The following is a 14,601-nucleotide window of genomic DNA, read 5'->3' as shown; positions in this document are numbered from 1 at the left end:
CGGCCGTCCGCCCCGCGCCGGGGAGGTGGCCCTTACTATGACCACGGCGGACCACCCGGTCCGTCACTTCGCCGGCGACGGCGACAGGGGAGGAAGCCCGGTGCGAATCCGGCGCGGTCCCGCCACTGTGAGCCCGGCCCCTGCGGCCGGGTGAGTCAGGAACTCCCTTTCCCCCGCTCTCGGCCCTGCCGGAGCAGGGGAGATCCATTCCGACACCGCCCGGGGCGCGGACCCCGAGGAAGGCCGACGCCGCATGCTGCCCACGTCCGGTGAGTCCACCCCGCAGCAGGGGAACCTCCAGTCCGAGGACCCGCAGTCCGGGGAGAACGCCCCCCGTCAGATCCTGCTCCTGTCGACCTCCGACACCGATCTGCTCAGCGCCCGCGCGGCCGGCGGCCCGGTCGGCTACCGCTTCGCCAACCCCTCCCGGCTGGACCTCGACGAGCTGCCCGCCCTGCTGGACGGCTGCGACCTGGTCGTCGTACGCCTCCTCGGCGGCATCCGCGCCTGGCAGGAGGGCCTGGACCAGCTGCTCGCCGACGGCCGCCCGGTCGTCGTGCTCACCGGTGAACAGGCCCCCGACGCGCAGCTGATGGCCGCCTCCACCGTTCCGGTCGGCATCGCCGCCGAGGCGCACGCGTACCTGGCGCACGGCGGCCCGGCCAACCTGGAGCAGCTGGCCCGCTTCCTCTCCGACACCGTGCTCCTCACCGGCCACGGCTTCGAGCCGCCCGCCGCGGCGCCCTCCTGGGGCCCGCTGGAGCGCACCGCCCGTACGGACATCGCCACGGACGCCCCCACGGTTGCGGTGCTCTACTACCGCGCCCACCACATGAGCGGCAACACCGCCTTCGTGGACGCCCTGTGCGGCGCCGTCGAGGACGCCGGCGGCCGGCCGATGCCGCGGTACGTCGCCTCGCTGCGCGCGCCCGAGCCGGAGCTGATCGACGAGCTGCGCGCCGCCGACGTGATCATCACCACCGTGCTGGCGGCGGGCGGCACCAAGCCCGCCACCGCCTCGGCCGGCGGCGACGACGAGTCCTGGGACGCGGGCGCCCTCACCGGCCTCGACGTACCGGTCCTCCAGGCGCTCTGCCTGACCTCCTCGCGCGCCGACTGGGAGGAGAACGACGAGGGCGTCTCGCCGCTGGACGCGGCCAGCCAGATCGCCGTGCCCGAGTTCGACGGCCGCCTGATCACCGTGCCGTTCTCCTTCAAGGAGATCGACGAGGACGGCCTCCCGGCGTACATCGCCGACCCCGAGCGGGCCGCGCGGGTCGCCGGCACCGCCGTACGCCACGCCCGGCTGCGCCACATCGAGCCCGCCGACAAGCGCGTCGCGCTGGTGCTCTCCGCGTACCCGACCAAGCACTCCCGCATCGGCAACGCGGTGGGCCTGGACACCCCGGCCTCCGCCGTCGAGCTGCTGCGCCGCCTCCGCGCCGAGGGGTACGACTTCGGGCCCGAGGAGGAGATCCCCGGCCTGGTCTCCGGCGACGGTGACGAACTGATCCGCGCGCTCATCGAGGCCGGCGGCCACGACCAGGACTGGCTCACCGAGGAGCAGCTGGCCCGCAACCCCGTCCGCATCCCGGCGGCCGACTACAAGCGCTGGTACGCCACGCTGCCGGAGGAGCTGCGCACCGCGGTCGAGGAGCACTGGGGCCCGGCCCCCGGCGAGATGTTCCTGGACCGCAGCCGCAACCCGGAGGGCGACATCGTGCTGGCGGCCCTGCGCCGCGGCAACCTGCTGATCCTCATCCAGCCGCCGCGCGGCTTCGGCGAGAACCCGATCGCGATCTACCACGACCCCGATCTGCCGCCCTCGCACCACTACTTGGCCGCCTACCGCTGGATCGCCGCCGCGCAGTCCGACGGCGGATTCGGCGCCGACGCGATGATCCACCTGGGCAAGCACGGCAACCTGGAGTGGCTGCCCGGCAAGAACGCCGGCCTCTCCGCCGCCTGCGGCCCGGACGCCGCCCTCGGCGACCTGCCGCTGATCTACCCGTTCCTGGTCAACGACCCGGGCGAGGGCACCCAGGCCAAGCGCCGCGTGCACGCCACCCTCGTGGACCACCTCGTCCCGCCGATGGCCCGCGCCGACTCCTACGGCGACATCGCGCGCCTGGAGCAGCTGCTCGACGAGTACGCGCAGATCTCCTCCATGGACCCGGCCAAGCTGCCCGCGATCCGCGCGCAGATCTGGACCCTCATCCAGGCCGCCAAGCTCGACCACGACCTGGGCATGCAGGACCGCCCGGACGACGACGGCTTCGACGACTTCCTGCTGCACGTCGACGGCTGGCTGTGCGAGGTCAAGGACGCCCAGATCCGCGACGGACTGCACGTACTGGGCGGCGCGCCGACCGGCGCCACCCGCGTCGACCTGGTCCTCGCGATCCTCCGCGCCCGGCAGATCTGGGGCGGTACGTCCGCCCTGCCCGGCCTGCGCGAGGCGCTCGGCCTGGACGAGTCCGCGGCGACCCGCACCACCGCCGACGCCGCCGAGGAGCAGGCCCGCGCCCTGGTCCAGGCGATGGAGGACGCGGACTGGGCCCCCGAGGCCGTGGCCTCCGTGGCCGCGGACCACTCCCGGCAGGTCGCCGACATCCTCGACTTCGCCGCGCGCGAGGTCGTCCCGCGCCTGGCCGGCACGACGGCCGAACTGGACCACGTCGTGCACGCCCTGAAGGGCGGCTTCGTACCGGCCGGCCCCTCGGGATCGCCACTCCGCGGCCTGGTCAACGTCCTGCCGACCGGCCGCAACTTCTACTCCGTCGACCCCAAGGCCGTGCCCTCGCGCCTCGCCTGGGAGACCGGCCAGGCCCTGGCCGACTCCCTCCTGGAGCGGTACAAGGCGGACAACGGCGACTGGCCCACCTCCGTCGGCCTGTCCCTGTGGGGCACGAGCGCGATGCGCACCGCCGGCGACGACGTCGCCGAGGCCCTCGCGCTGCTCGGCGTCCGCCCCGTCTGGGACGACGCCTCCCGCCGGGTAACGGGACTTGAAGCTGTGGCTCCGGAGGAGCTGGGCCGCCCCCGCATCGACGTCACGCTCCGCATCTCCGGCTTCTTCCGGGACGCCTTCCCGCACACCATCGGCCTGCTGGACGACGCGGTCCGCCTGGTCGCGGGCCTCGACGAGCCCGCCGAGCAGAACTTCGTACGGGCCCACGCGCAGGCCGACCTCGCCGAGCACGGCGATGAACGCCGCGCCACCACCCGCATCTTCGGCTCCCGCCCGGGGACGTACGGCGCGGGCCTGCTCCAGCTGATCGACTCCCGTGACTGGCGCACCGACGCCGACCTCGCCGAGGTCTACACGGTCTGGGGCGGCTACGCCTACGGCCGCGGTCTCGACGGCTGTTCGGCCCGCGAGGAGATGGAGACGGCGTACAAGCGCATCGCCGTCGCCGCGAAGAACACCGACACCCGCGAGCACGACATCGCGGACTCCGACGACTACTTCCAGTACCACGGCGGCATGGTCGCCACCGTACGGGCGCTGCGGGGCACGGCCCCCGAGGCGTACATCGGCGACTCCACCCGCCCGGAGACGATCCGCACCCGCACCCTCGTGGAGGAGACCTCGCGCGTCTTCAGGGCGCGGGTCGTGAACCCCAAGTGGATCGAGGCGATGCGCCGCCACGGCTACAAGGGCGCCTTCGAGCTCGCCGCGACGGTCGACTACCTCTTCGGGTACGACGCCACCACCGGCGTGGTCGCCGACTGGATGTACGACAAGCTCACCGAGACCTACGTCCTGGACCCGGAGAACCGCGCGTTCCTCCAGGAGGCCAACCCCTGGGCCCTGCACGGCATCGCCGAGCGCCTCCTGGAGGCCGAGTCCCGTGGCATGTGGGCCAAGCCCGACCCCGCGGCGCTCGAAGCGCTCCGCGAGATCTTCCTGGAGACCGAGGGCGATCTGGAGGGCGAGGACTGAGCGCCGCCTGATGCCCGACGGCTCCCGGGACCCGGCTACCGCGCCGGGACCCGGGAGCCGTTCGCGCGGTTGAGGAAGGCGAGCAGGGCGCAGCACAGCACCGCCAGTGCCGCCGCCGCGGCCAGCAGCCGGGGCATCGGGACGGTGGTGCTGAGCGCGCTGAGCAGCAGGGGAGCGAACATCCCCAGGTAGGCGAGGCTCCAGAAGTACGACGTGAGGCGGGCGAGCGCGGCCGGGGTCGCGAGGGCGGCGGTGGTGGCCAGGCCGTAGGTGAGGGCGAGCCCGTATCCGGCGCCCAGCACCGCACCGGCGAGCAGTGCGAGCACCGGCTGCCGGTACGCGACGGCCGGTACGGCGAGCGCGAAGCCCGCGGCCATCACCAGCAGGCCGGCGGCCCCGGTGAGCAGCCGGCTGCGACCGCTCAGCCGCCGGGCCAGCGGCTGTACCGCCACCCCCGCACCGGGCACGACCGCGGTCGCCACCCCCGCGTACACCACCTGCCGGCCGGTGAGGCCGCCGTCCACCAGCCCCGGGAGGGTGGCGAACCCGACCGTCGGCGCGGCGAAGACCCAGGGGGCCAGGGGCAGCACGGCACGCCGGAAGCCGGCGGTACGGCCGGTGGTGACGCGTTCGCCGACGGGCCGGGTCTCAGGGCTGCGGGTACGCCCACGCGGGCCGGTGGGCCGGGTCTCCGGGCCGTCCAGGGCGAGGCAGCCGGCGAGGAGCGCCAGCGCCACGTGGGGCAGGTACGCCAGGACCATCGGCCAGGGGGCCCACTGCGCGATCAGGGAGGCGGACAGCCCGCCCGAGGCGAAGCCGAGCGAGACGAAGATCCCCGAGCGCCGGGCGGCCACGGTCTCCGTACCCGTCGGCGCGTACGGCGGCGAGGAGAGCTCCTTCACCCACGTGCCACCCGCCGCCAGCAGCGCACCGGCGCTGATCCCGGTGAGCAGCCGGCCGGGCGCCAGCCAGAACGTCGCGCCGGCGCCGAGCATCAGCAGCAGCGTGGCGGCCAGATTGAGGGCGAGCGCGGTGAACGCCACGGGGCGCCGGCCGTAGCGGTCGGCGAGCGGCGCGGCGGCGAGCAGCCCGGGTATCAGCCCCACCGCGTACACCGCGAGCAGCGCGTTCACCGCGGCGTCCGGGAGGCCGGCGGCGCGGTAGGCGCCGAGCAGCGCGGCGAACTGGTTGGCGCTCCAGCCGGAGGCGGTCATCATCAGCGCCGTCCGCAGGCCGTACCGGCGCGGGGCGGACGGCGTGCGGGGCGTGGGGGAGGGACGGGTCGGTATCAGTCCGGCGGTGTCGGTCACCCACCCGTTGTACGGGCCACAGGCCCCTCCCCGCCGCCCGCATTCACGATTCGTTAAGGACATACGCGCAGATAGCGGCTGCGTCGTACGCTGGACGACCATGGACCTCCGGCTGCTCCCGTCATTCCTGGCCGTGGTCGAAGAACAGCACTTCGGCCGGGCGGCGGCCCGCCTCTTCCTCACCCCGCCGGCCGTCACCCAGCACATCCGCCGCCTGGAGAGCGAGCTCGGTACCCCGCTGCTGCACCGGAACCCGGTACGGCCGACCGCCGCCGGGGCACGCCTCGCCGAGCACGCCCGCGCCCTGCTGGCCGCGGCGGACGCGGCGGTCGAGGACGTGCACGAGGTGGTGCGCCGGGACCGGGAGCGGACCACGCGCCCGCTGCGGATCGGGATCATGGGCCACGGCTCGGCGGAGATCACCCCGGCCGCGGTGAACGCCTACCGCAGGGCGCGCCCCGAGACACCCGTCGAAGTGATCCAGCTCAACTTCACCGAACACGTCACGGCGCTGGTCGAGGGCCGGGTGGACCTGGCCTTCATCCGGCCGATGCCCGACGACGACCGGCTGGTCGGCGACGTGCTCCTCACCGAGCAGCGCATCGTGGTCGTCCCCGAGTCCGACCGGCTCGCCGATGCCCGTACCGAGGGCGTGCACGTCGCCGACCTCGCCGACCTGCCGATCTTCCGGGTGCCGGACCACACGCCGTCGATCTTCAAGGACTACCTCTACTTCCACAACGAGGCCGCCCGCCGCGGCCGCAGCGTCGCCCTCTTCCCGCAGGAGGTGCTCACCGGCGTGCTCACCGGCCACGGCGCCGGCTCCGGCCTCCGCTCCTTCGCCCGCTACTACAACTGGCCCGGCGCGGTCTTCGTCCCGGTCCTGGACGCGCCCCTGGAGTCCAGCCACCTGGCGGCGCGCGCCGGCGACACCGACCCCGAGGTCGCCGTCTTCCGCGCCCTGGCCACCACCCTCGCCCGCGAACTGGCCCCGCGCATCAACGCCATGCCCCTGCCCTGACCCGGCAACGGGCCACGCGGAGGGGGAACCCGCGGTTCACCCCGTCCGTCGTCGTCATCGGCCGCCGGGGCGGACGCTCAGTCGCGCAACCAGCGGGCCGCCTCGACCGCCCAGTACGTCGCGATGGTTCCGGCGCCCGCCCGGCGGATGGCGGTCAGCGTCTCCAGCACCGTGCCCCTGCGGTCGAGCCAGCCGTGCGCCGCTGCCGCCTCGACCATCGCGTACTCGCCGGACACCTGGTACGCGGAGACCGGCACATGGGACGCCGCGGCGACCTGATGGACGACATCGAGGTTGGACAGGGCCGGCTTCACCATGACGATGTCCGCGCCCTCCGCGAGGTCGAGTTCGAGCTCCCGGAGCGCTTCCCGGCTGTTGGCCGGGTCCTGCTGGTAGGTCCGGCGGTCGCCGACGAGCGAGCAGTTGACCGCGTCGCGGAACGGGCCGAAGAACGCGGAGGCGTACTTGGCGGTGTAGGCCAGGATGGACACGTCCTGGTGGCCTTCGGCGTCCAGGGCCTGGCGGACGGCCCAGACCTGGCCGTCCATCATGCCGCTGGGGCCCACCATGTGTACGCCCGCCGCTGCCTGGGCGACGGCCATCTGCGCATAGCGCCGCAGCGTGGCGTCGTTGTCCACACCCCCGGCGTCGTCCAGCACCCCGCAGTGCCCGTGGTCGGTGAACTCGTCCAGGCAGAGGTCGGCGATGACGACGGCCGCGTCGCCGATCTCCGCCCGTACGCCGCTGATCGCCCGGTTCAGCACCCCGTCCGGGTCGTCGGCCGCGCTGCCCCGCGGATCCTTGCGGCCGGGATCCGGTACTCCGAAGAGCATGATGCCGCCCACGCCCGCCTCCACCGCTTCCCGGGCGCGGCGGCGCAGCGAGTCCTCGGTGTGCTGCACGATGCCCGGCAGGGACGGGATGGGAACGGGTTCGGCCGCTCCCTCGCGGACGAACAGCGGCAGGATCAGGTCCGCCGGGTCGATCCGCGTCTCCGCGACCAGCCGTCGTACGGCGGCCGAGCCGCGGAGCCTGCGGGGCCGTACGGTGGGAAACCCGTGCGGGGTGAGCGCCGGATGGTGGAGCCGGTCGGCAGGACCATCGGCGGTGCCATGTGCGTGCATGAGCGTTCTACTCCAGCGGTCGAGGTCTTCGGCGGACGTCGCGGCGGCGGCTTCCGAGCCGCCGGCGGGGTCAGAGCTGGTAGACGAGCCCGCCGTAGTACCAGCCGGAGCCGACGGCCGTGGACAGGACCGTGTCGCCCGGCTTCAGCACGCCGCTCTCGGTGAACTCCGACAGCGCGATCGGGATGGAAGCGCAGCCCGTGTTGCCGCGCTCGGCGAAGTTGGTGAGGAACTTGCGCGGGGGCAGGTCCAGGCCGTCCCGGACGCCCGCGTGGATGTCGTTGTTGCCCGGGTGCGGTACGAGCCAGTCGATGTCGTCCGCCGTCATCCCGTTCCGGCCGAGCAGGTGCTCGGCGACCTGGAGGCTGGACCGGACGGCGAGGCCGATCAGTTCGGGGCGGGGGCGCAGCCAGCCCTCCGGCGGGCGGGCGGCCACGGTGTCGGCCTCGGTGGCGTCGCAGTCCAGCACGGAGTCGATCAGGCGGCCGCCCCCTTCGGCCCCCTTCTCCAGGACGACGGCGCCCGCCGCGTCGCCGAAGACGAGGCGGCTGCGGGTCGCGGGCCGGGCCCGGCGGGAGAAGCGGTCGCCGGCGATGACCAGCGCACGCCGCCAGCCGGGGTGGCCGGCCAGCATGGCGCTCGCCGTCTGGACGGCATGCACGAATCCGGTGCAGGCACCGCAGACGTCGAAGGCCAGGGCGCGGTGGGCGCCGAGGGCGTGCGCCACGGCGGGCCCGCTCTCGGGGATCCACTGCCGGTCGGTCCAGTTGGCGAGGACGACGAGGTCCATGGCGTCGGCGTCGTGGCCGGACCTGGCGAGCGCGGCCTGCCCGGCGCGCACCGCCATGTACTCCAGCGTCTCGTCGTCGTCCGCGACATGGCGGCTGCGGACGCCCAGGGACTCCGCGGCCTCGGCGGGGAAGGTACGGCCGTCGACCGTCACCTCGCCCTCGTTGTGGACCACGGTGCGCGGGTAGTAGTGGCCGATCCCGGTGAAACCGAGGCCGGCCTCGGCCCAGGTACCCGCCTCCTCACGGGCCCCGGAGGGCTTGCTGTGGCGCTGGGGTACGGCGGACTGGGGTGTGCCGGACATCGCTTGGTGCTCCTTGTGCGGGCTTGCGTGCGGTGGTTCGGACGCTCGGGGCCCGGTGGGCCGGGCGGTACGAGCAGGGCGGGCCGCGCCACCGGCACGGGGAAGGCCGGTGGGCCGGTGGCACGGCCGCTTCGGGGTCAGCGGTAGTACCCCTGGGGATCGAGCGAGCGCAGGAGCTCCAGCTCGTCCGCGGTGATGGGCTTCTCCGCGGTGACGCCGTCGACCGGGGCCTGCCAGGCGGTGTACTCGGCCACCGCCCGGCGGGCCTCCTCCTCCAGCGGGACGGGCCCGTCGGTACGGGGCGCCGCGTCCTCGCTCAGGAGGCTGCGCAGCCGGAAGCCGGTGCCCTCGGTTCGGCCGTGGGCTTCTGTACGGCCGGTCGTTTCCGTACGGCCAGTGCCCCCCGTACGGTCGGTCGCTTCCGCGTCGCGGACGAAGCGGCCGAACTGGCTGACGACTTCGCGTACGCGGTGCCCCGGGCTCGTCCGGTAGGCGACCTCGGGCACGAAGCGGCGCGGCGAAGCGGTGGCGATCACCACGGCATCGGTGGTGGAGGCGATGTCGTTGGCGCCGCCGGAACCGGTCAGCCAACGGCCGTCGGACAGCATGCTGGTGTTGATCGCACCCGACGCGTCGATCTCCGCGGCGGCCAGGACGCCCAGCGCCCTGGGGTTGGCGGCCACCATGCCGCCGAGGATCTCCGGGATGCCGCTGAGCTGCTGGGCGCGCTCCGCGTGCCGCAGGCTGAACAGATACACGTCGCCCGCTTCCGGAGCGAAGCCGTACATGCCCAACTCGGCCACCACCTGCACCTCGTGGCCGCCGTGCCTGAGGAACTCGGCGGCGAGCCAGGTGGCGAGGTGGGAGGCGCCGATGCCGGAGAGCAGGGTGTCGTACCCGTCCTCGCGCACCCGGTCGGCCACGGCACGCGCGCCCAGGATGATCAGCCGCTCCTGACGCGTCGCGGTGGCGGGTGCCGTGTCCGCGCCGGCCCCCGACCGGGGTGCGTCCTCCTGCGCGGCGGGGGCGGGCCAGCGCAGCTCGGCACGTCGCCGTTCGCCCAGGTGCGCCAGGTAACCGTCGTGCGAGCCGGGGCCGGTGACCCACTCGCGGTACCAGTCGGCGCCGCGCTCCTCGCCCCGGCACCGCTCGACGACGTCCTCCAGGAACGCGTGGTCGTCGAGGTAACCGGCGACGCCCGCGACCCCGTTCGTGCGCAGCGCCTGCGGATGCGCGCCCAGCGGGGCCTCGCACACGCCGAGCACGCGCTGCCCGGGAACGACCACCCGGTCCGCGTACTGCCGCAGCTCCTCGCGCGGGACGATGCGCTCGACGGAGGCGATGACGCCGCGCCGGGCGGCGTACGCGGCCCAGGCGCCCTCGCCGAGCGGGGGCGCGAGCACGACGTTGCCGTCCTCGTCCGCCACCGCGCCGTGCACGAGCGTGACGTCGGGCGTCAGCGGGGTCAGCAGGGTGATCTCTTCGCCGGGACGGTTGGGGTCGGGAACGCGGTGCAGGTCCGCACCCTTGTCCTGCTCCAGGCGGGTGCCGGCGAGGGAGGACGTCACGGCGTACGGCAGGCCCATGGCACCGGCCATGAGGCGCTGGGTGTAGCTGAGCAGCGACCACGCCTCGTACGCGAACGGTTCGCCGGCGGCGAGGTCGCGGTAGAGGGGGTTGGGGCGGGGCGTCGGGCAGGTGTCGCCGATGAAGCCCGCGATGACCCGCTCCACGGCCCCGGCCAGGGTGAGGGCGTGGGCGCTGCCGTGGACGGCCGTGGTGCTGACCGTGAACCGGCCGCGCTCGCCGAACACCCGGCACAGGGCGTACGTCAGCGCGTTGGGGCGCGACGGGGTGCCGGCCAGATGCAGATGATCGCCGGGGCGTACGTGGCGGGCGACGAGCGCGTCCACGTCGGGGGAGACCTTGCCGGAGGCGGAGACCTTGGCGGAGGCGGGCGCCGCCGCGTCCGCGGGGTGCGGGCCGGTCATGCGGCGTTCCTCCCCAGCGCGACGACGGAGGTCTGGCTGCCGAAGGCGAACGACATCGACACGGCCAGGTCCACGTCCGTGGCGCGGGCGCCCTCGAAGACGTGGTCGTGGTCGCACTCGGGGTCGACGGTGCTGAGGTTCGCGGTGGGGGCCAGCGTCTGGTGGTGGAGCATCAGGCTGGTCGCCGCGACGTTGATGACACCGGCGATGCCGAAGGTGTGCCCGTAGATCGGCTTGTTGGAGCTGATCGGCGGCAGCTGGCCGGCCGTGTGCTCCGGGTAGAGGGCGCGCAGCGCCTGGGACTCGGCGAGGTCGTTGTAGCGGGTCGCGGTGCCGTGGGCGCAGAAGTAGTCCACCTCTTGCGCGGTGCGGCCGGCGTCGGCCAGCGCGTCGTGGATCAGGCCCGCGGTGACCTTGCCGGTCAGGTCCATGGTGGTGGGGTGGGCCGCTTCGTTCATGGTGCGGTGCGAGAGCAGCTCCGCGTAGATACGGGCGCCACGGGCGCGCGCCACGGAGGCCCGCTCCAGGCACAGGACCACGGAGCCCTCGCCGAGCGCGAATCCTTCCCGGTCGGCGCTGTACGGGCGGACCGCGCGCGAGGGGTCCGCGGACTCGGAAGAGATCACGCCCTTGCCCATCGCCAGGTAGCAGCGCGCGACCTCGGGCAGGATCGGGAACTCGTGACCGCCGACGAGGACGGCGTCGCTGGCGCCCGCCTGCAGTTCGCGCAGGGCGAGGCCGATGGCCTGGTGGCCGCCGACGCAGGCGTTGCTGACGGTGGTGACGAGGCCCTGCGCGCCGGTGTAGATCGCCGACAGGCTCGCCGGGCAGCCCGGCAGGCCGCGGAACATCGCGCCCTTGTCGCCGAAGGCGCCGGGGTCCGTGCCCTGGATGGCCGACTGCCACCAGCCGAGCGGCCCGCGGGACGAGGACATCACGACGCTCAGCCGGCGCGGGTCGATGTCGCCGTGGCGCAGGCCGGCGTCGCGGCGCGCCTCGGCCACCGCTGACATGGTGACGAGGATTTCCCGGGAGTACTTGGCGGCGTGTGCGGGCCGCAGCTCCGGGAGGTACGGGGTGTGCTCAAAATCGTGGATCTCGGCGGCGGCGTGCACGGGAATCCCGGCTTCCTCCGAGGTGAACCGGGTCAGGGCGCCGACCTGCGGCCGCCCGCCCGAGATGTTGTCCCAAAAGCCCTGCACTGTGGTCGTGTTGGGCAGCATCACGCCGATGCCCGTGACCACGACTCCGGAATCCGCTGCCATGTGTCCCCCTGTTCGGAAATCCATGGCTCGATCATGGGCGCGGGTTTTTCGCGGCCGGCCGGGAACGGGTACGGCCGGTACCGGATCGGCTCGGCACAGGTACCGGGAGTACTCGAATTTGCACTCTATTGACCCGTGTTGGGGGCCGCCATTACCCGCGAACGTCATGGTTTCGGCACCCGGGCGCCGACCGGGATTTCAGGTACGGCGAACGATTTCGGGTACGGCGAACGATTTCAGGTACGACGGACAGGGAGACCGCGACGTGGACGTAGTGACGACGGTGGGCCGGGACTGGTGGTCGTGGAGTTCGGCGCACGGCGGCCGGCTGGCGTCCCTGGCGCTCGGCGCGGCCCGCGGCGCGGCAGGCACCGGCCACACGCCCCGCTCCCTGACCGTCAACTTCCTCTCCGCCGTGACCGACGAGCCCCTGCTGCTGCGCCCGGTCCCCGTACGCGTCAGCCGCGGTGCCTCCGTGATCACGGTGGAGAGCGAGCACCAAGGCACCCGCCCGCTCCTCGCCGCGGCCACCTTCGGCGCCCCGCGCGAGGGACGTGACGTCGAGGCCGACGCGCCCGCCGCGGCACCGGAGCCGGACGAGTGCAAGCCGCTGGACTTCCTGGACGCGCACTTCGCCGTGTTGCGCAACGTCGAGATGCGCGCCGTCGGACCGCTCCCGCTGTCCGGCGCCCCGGAGGCAGACCTGCGCGCCTGGGTCCGCTACCGCGACGGCCGTCCGCTCGACGCCGAGGCCGCCACGATCCTCACCGACGTGCTGCCCTGCGGCGTGTACGCCCTGGCCGACGCGGTGTTCGCCGCCCCGACGGTCGACATGACGCTGCACTACGCCCCCGGGACCGAGACCCCGCCCGCCTCGCCCTGGGCGCTGTGCCGCATCCGGACGCGGCGGGCGGCGAACGGCTGGGCGGTGGACGACAGCGAGGTACGCGACGCCGAAGGGCGACTGCTCGTCCTCGGCCGCCAGTCCCGCCGACTGCTCGAACGGACGACCGGCCAGGGCGGGCTCGAACGGACCGGCCACGACGCCCCGCCACCGCCCGTCACGAACTCTCCGGGCACCGCCGGGTCCGTCACGACCGCGCCGGTCACGAGCTCTCCGGGTACCGCCGGCTGAACAGCTCCTTGCGCCCGGACATCCCCCGCTTCCGCAGCACCCGGCTCACGTAGTTCTTCACGGTCTGATGCGCCAGCTGCAGCTCCGCCGCGATCTCCTCGTTGGAGTACCGGCGCAGCAGCAGCGCGAGCACCTGCTGTTCGCGCGCCGTGAGATCGCTGACGGGCCGGCGGGCCCTGCTCTCGATCCGGTCGCCGAGGAACCACGGCGGGCGCCCGCGGCGCATGGTCGCCTCCACCGCTTGGACGAGCTGCTGGGGCTGGGCGGAGAGGTGGACGAACCCGTCCGCGCCGGCCTCCAGGCAGTCGGTGATCACATCGGGCTCGTTGCGTACGGAGACGATGATCACGTCCGGCGGCTTCGGGAGCTGCTTCAGCTCGCGGCACAGCGCGATGCCGTCCCGGGCCCACATCAGGTCGACGCTGGTGACCACGGTGTCGACCGGCCTGCGGCGGCACAGCGCCAGGCATTCGTCACGGGTCTCCGCCTCCCCGACCACCTCGACCGTGGCCGAGTCCCGCAGGGCGTGGGTGAGCGAGCTGCGCACCATCGGGAACGGCTCGGCCACCACCGTCCGGCACAGCGCGGCCGCCGGCCGCCGGCCGGCGAAAGGAGCGCTGCGATCGGCAGGATTCGTCGTAGCCGTCGTCGTAAAGGTCATCGCCTGCTGCTGCATGAGTTCGTGTGTCGTCCCCCGTCCGGCATTCACGAGTGGCCCGCCCCCGTGGTGGCGCGCTCCTGCGCCAGGGCCACCGCCAGGGCGCGGAAGAGCCGGACGTCGGAGCTCTCGTCGTCGGCCCGGCTGACCAGGACGCTGTCCTGCCAGGGCGCGTCGACGATCGGTACGCAGGTGGTGCCGGGCCACGGGTAGTAGCGGGCGAACGAGGCCAGCGCGGACCCGGCGCCACGGCCCGCCGCCACCCCGTTCAGCACCTCGTGCGGCGTACAGGCGTAGTCGCGGCTGCGCCGGGGCTCCTCGCCGCCGCGCGCCTCGGTGAAGTACAGGTAGTCGGTGAAGGCGCGGGGCGCGGACGGCGGGACCCTGAAGTACGGCAGGTTCAGCACGTCCGCGAGCTGCGCCTCCGGCGCGTGCGCGATCTCCCAGGTGTCCGGCACCACCACGATGCGCCGCTCGGTGGTCAGCACGTCCGCCACCACCCGGTCGTCCTCGGGGGCGGGCCGTACGAAGGCGACGTCCACCCGGTCCTCCAGCAGCGGCGAGAGGTGCTCGGTGAAGTCGAGGGTCTCGATGGAGACGCGGACGGCGGGGCGTACGCGCCGGAAGGCCCGGATCGTGGTCGGCGTGATCTCCGCCGAACCGTGGGCCATGATGCCGATGCGCAGCGGCCGGTCCGCGCCCGCGGGAGGAGTGGCCGCCGCGTCGGCGACGTCGTCGATGGCCTCGTTCGCCGCGTCCAGCAGCAGCCTGGCGTGCCGCAGCAGGCGCTGGCCCGCGGGCGTGAGCCGTACCGGCGTCCGGTGCAGCAGTGTCGTCCCCAACTCCCGCTCCAGCTGCTGCACGTGCCCCGTCAGCGCGGACGGCGACAGGAACAGGCGTGCCGCGGCACGTCCGAAGTGGCCTTCCTCGGCCACCGCGAGGAAAGACGACAGTTTGCGCAAATCCATGATCGACAAGCCTACGGACCTTTGGGGCGGGTCTGACACGTCCCTTCACGAATCGTGAACGCTCCGTGCGCGGGAGTCTCGGCCGCGCTT

At 73.7% G+C, this 14,601-nt stretch carries 10 protein-coding genes and 1 riboswitch; of the genes, 3 read left to right on the top strand and 7 right to left on the bottom strand.

Annotated elements, in window-relative coordinates:
* The first annotated feature begins 89 nt into the window (after positions 1-89).
* Positions 90-165: riboswitch (cobalamin riboswitch) on the top strand.
* Positions 166-253: 88 nt separating this feature from the next.
* Positions 254-3,946 carry a cobaltochelatase subunit CobN gene (gene cobN / locus ACZ6WH_RS20230; RefSeq protein WP_469729765.1) on the top strand — a complete coding sequence of 1,231 codons (3,693 nt, stop codon included), beginning with the start codon at positions 254-256 and terminating at the stop codon, positions 3,944-3,946.
* A 35-nt stretch (positions 3,947-3,981) separates the two neighbouring features.
* Here cobN and ACZ6WH_RS20225 read toward each other — a convergent pair whose 3' ends face one another.
* Positions 3,982-5,256, bottom strand: coding sequence for an MFS transporter (locus ACZ6WH_RS20225; protein WP_469729764.1), 1,275 nt, complete (start codon positions 5,254-5,256; stop codon positions 3,982-3,984).
* A gap of 100 nt (positions 5,257-5,356) precedes the next feature.
* On the opposite strand from ACZ6WH_RS20225, the gene ACZ6WH_RS20220 reads away from it, so the two are divergent.
* The gene (locus ACZ6WH_RS20220; RefSeq protein WP_469729763.1) at positions 5,357-6,277 is read left to right on the top strand and encodes a LysR family transcriptional regulator; all 921 of its coding nucleotides are present in this window, start codon (positions 5,357-5,359) and stop codon (positions 6,275-6,277) included.
* Between the two features lie 77 nt (positions 6,278-6,354).
* On the opposite strand, the gene hemB is transcribed toward ACZ6WH_RS20220, so the two are convergent.
* The 4 genes from hemB to ACZ6WH_RS20200 form a co-directional block, all read right to left on the bottom strand.
* Positions 6,355-7,401, bottom strand: coding sequence for a porphobilinogen synthase (gene hemB / locus ACZ6WH_RS20215; protein ID WP_469729762.1), 1,047 nt, complete (start codon positions 7,399-7,401; stop codon positions 6,355-6,357).
* Between the two features lie 70 nt (positions 7,402-7,471).
* Positions 7,472-8,494, bottom strand: coding sequence for a ketoacyl-ACP synthase III (locus ACZ6WH_RS20210; RefSeq protein ID WP_469729761.1), 1,023 nt, complete (start codon positions 8,492-8,494; stop codon positions 7,472-7,474).
* A 137-nt stretch (positions 8,495-8,631) separates the two neighbouring features.
* On the bottom strand, positions 8,632-10,485 hold the full coding sequence (locus tag ACZ6WH_RS20205) for a CoA-transferase (RefSeq protein WP_469729760.1): 1,854 nt from the start codon (positions 10,483-10,485) through the stop codon (positions 8,632-8,634).
* The gene (locus ACZ6WH_RS20200; protein ID WP_432857300.1) at positions 10,482-11,750 is read right to left on the bottom strand and encodes a beta-ketoacyl-[acyl-carrier-protein] synthase family protein; all 1,269 of its coding nucleotides are present in this window, start codon (positions 11,748-11,750) and stop codon (positions 10,482-10,484) included. Before ACZ6WH_RS20200 ends, ACZ6WH_RS20205 begins: the two co-directional genes overlap by 4 nt.
* A 265-nt stretch (positions 11,751-12,015) precedes the next feature.
* Between ACZ6WH_RS20200 and ACZ6WH_RS20195 the strand changes: the two genes are divergently transcribed.
* Positions 12,016-12,885 (top strand): thioesterase family protein, encoded by an 870-nt coding sequence (locus ACZ6WH_RS20195; protein ID WP_469729759.1) that lies wholly within the window; start codon positions 12,016-12,018, stop codon positions 12,883-12,885.
* On the opposite strand, the gene ACZ6WH_RS20190 is transcribed toward ACZ6WH_RS20195, so the two are convergent.
* On the bottom strand, positions 12,857-13,561 hold the full coding sequence (locus tag ACZ6WH_RS20190; protein WP_469729758.1) for a response regulator transcription factor: 705 nt from the start codon (positions 13,559-13,561) through the stop codon (positions 12,857-12,859). The two genes, ACZ6WH_RS20195 and ACZ6WH_RS20190, sit on opposite strands and share 29 nt — an antisense overlap.
* A 29-nt stretch (positions 13,562-13,590) precedes the next feature.
* Entirely contained in the window at positions 13,591-14,511 is a 921-nt protein-coding gene (locus ACZ6WH_RS20185; protein ID WP_432857308.1) for a LysR family transcriptional regulator, read from the bottom strand.
* Positions 14,512-14,601: the final 90 nt, after the last annotated feature.

The organism is Streptomyces sp. NPDC050806, from assembly GCF_055586425.1.
Note: the sequence above shows the minus strand (reverse complement) of the source record. Positions and strands in the feature narration are given on the sequence as shown.

Coding starts and splice junctions, on each gene's coding strand:
- cobN (WP_469729765.1), top strand. CDS start 254: ATGCTGCCCACGTCCGGTGAGTCCACCCCGCAGCAGGGGAACCTCCAG.
- ACZ6WH_RS20220 (WP_469729763.1), top strand. CDS start 5,357: ATGGACCTCCGGCTGCTCCCGTCATTCCTGGCCGTGGTCGAAGAACAG.
- hemB (WP_469729762.1), bottom strand. CDS start 7,401: ATGCACGCACATGGCACCGCCGATGGTCCTGCCGACCGGCTCCACCAT.
- ACZ6WH_RS20210 (WP_469729761.1), bottom strand. CDS start 8,494: ATGTCCGGCACACCCCAGTCCGCCGTACCCCAGCGCCACAGCAAGCCC.
- ACZ6WH_RS20205 (WP_469729760.1), bottom strand. CDS start 10,485: ATGACCGGCCCGCACCCCGCGGACGCGGCGGCGCCCGCCTCCGCCAAG.
- ACZ6WH_RS20200 (WP_432857300.1), bottom strand. CDS start 11,750: ATGGCAGCGGATTCCGGAGTCGTGGTCACGGGCATCGGCGTGATGCTG.
- ACZ6WH_RS20190 (WP_469729758.1), bottom strand. CDS start 13,561: ATGCAGCAGCAGGCGATGACCTTTACGACGACGGCTACGACGAATCCT.
- ACZ6WH_RS20185 (WP_432857308.1), bottom strand. CDS start 14,511: ATGGATTTGCGCAAACTGTCGTCTTTCCTCGCGGTGGCCGAGGAAGGC.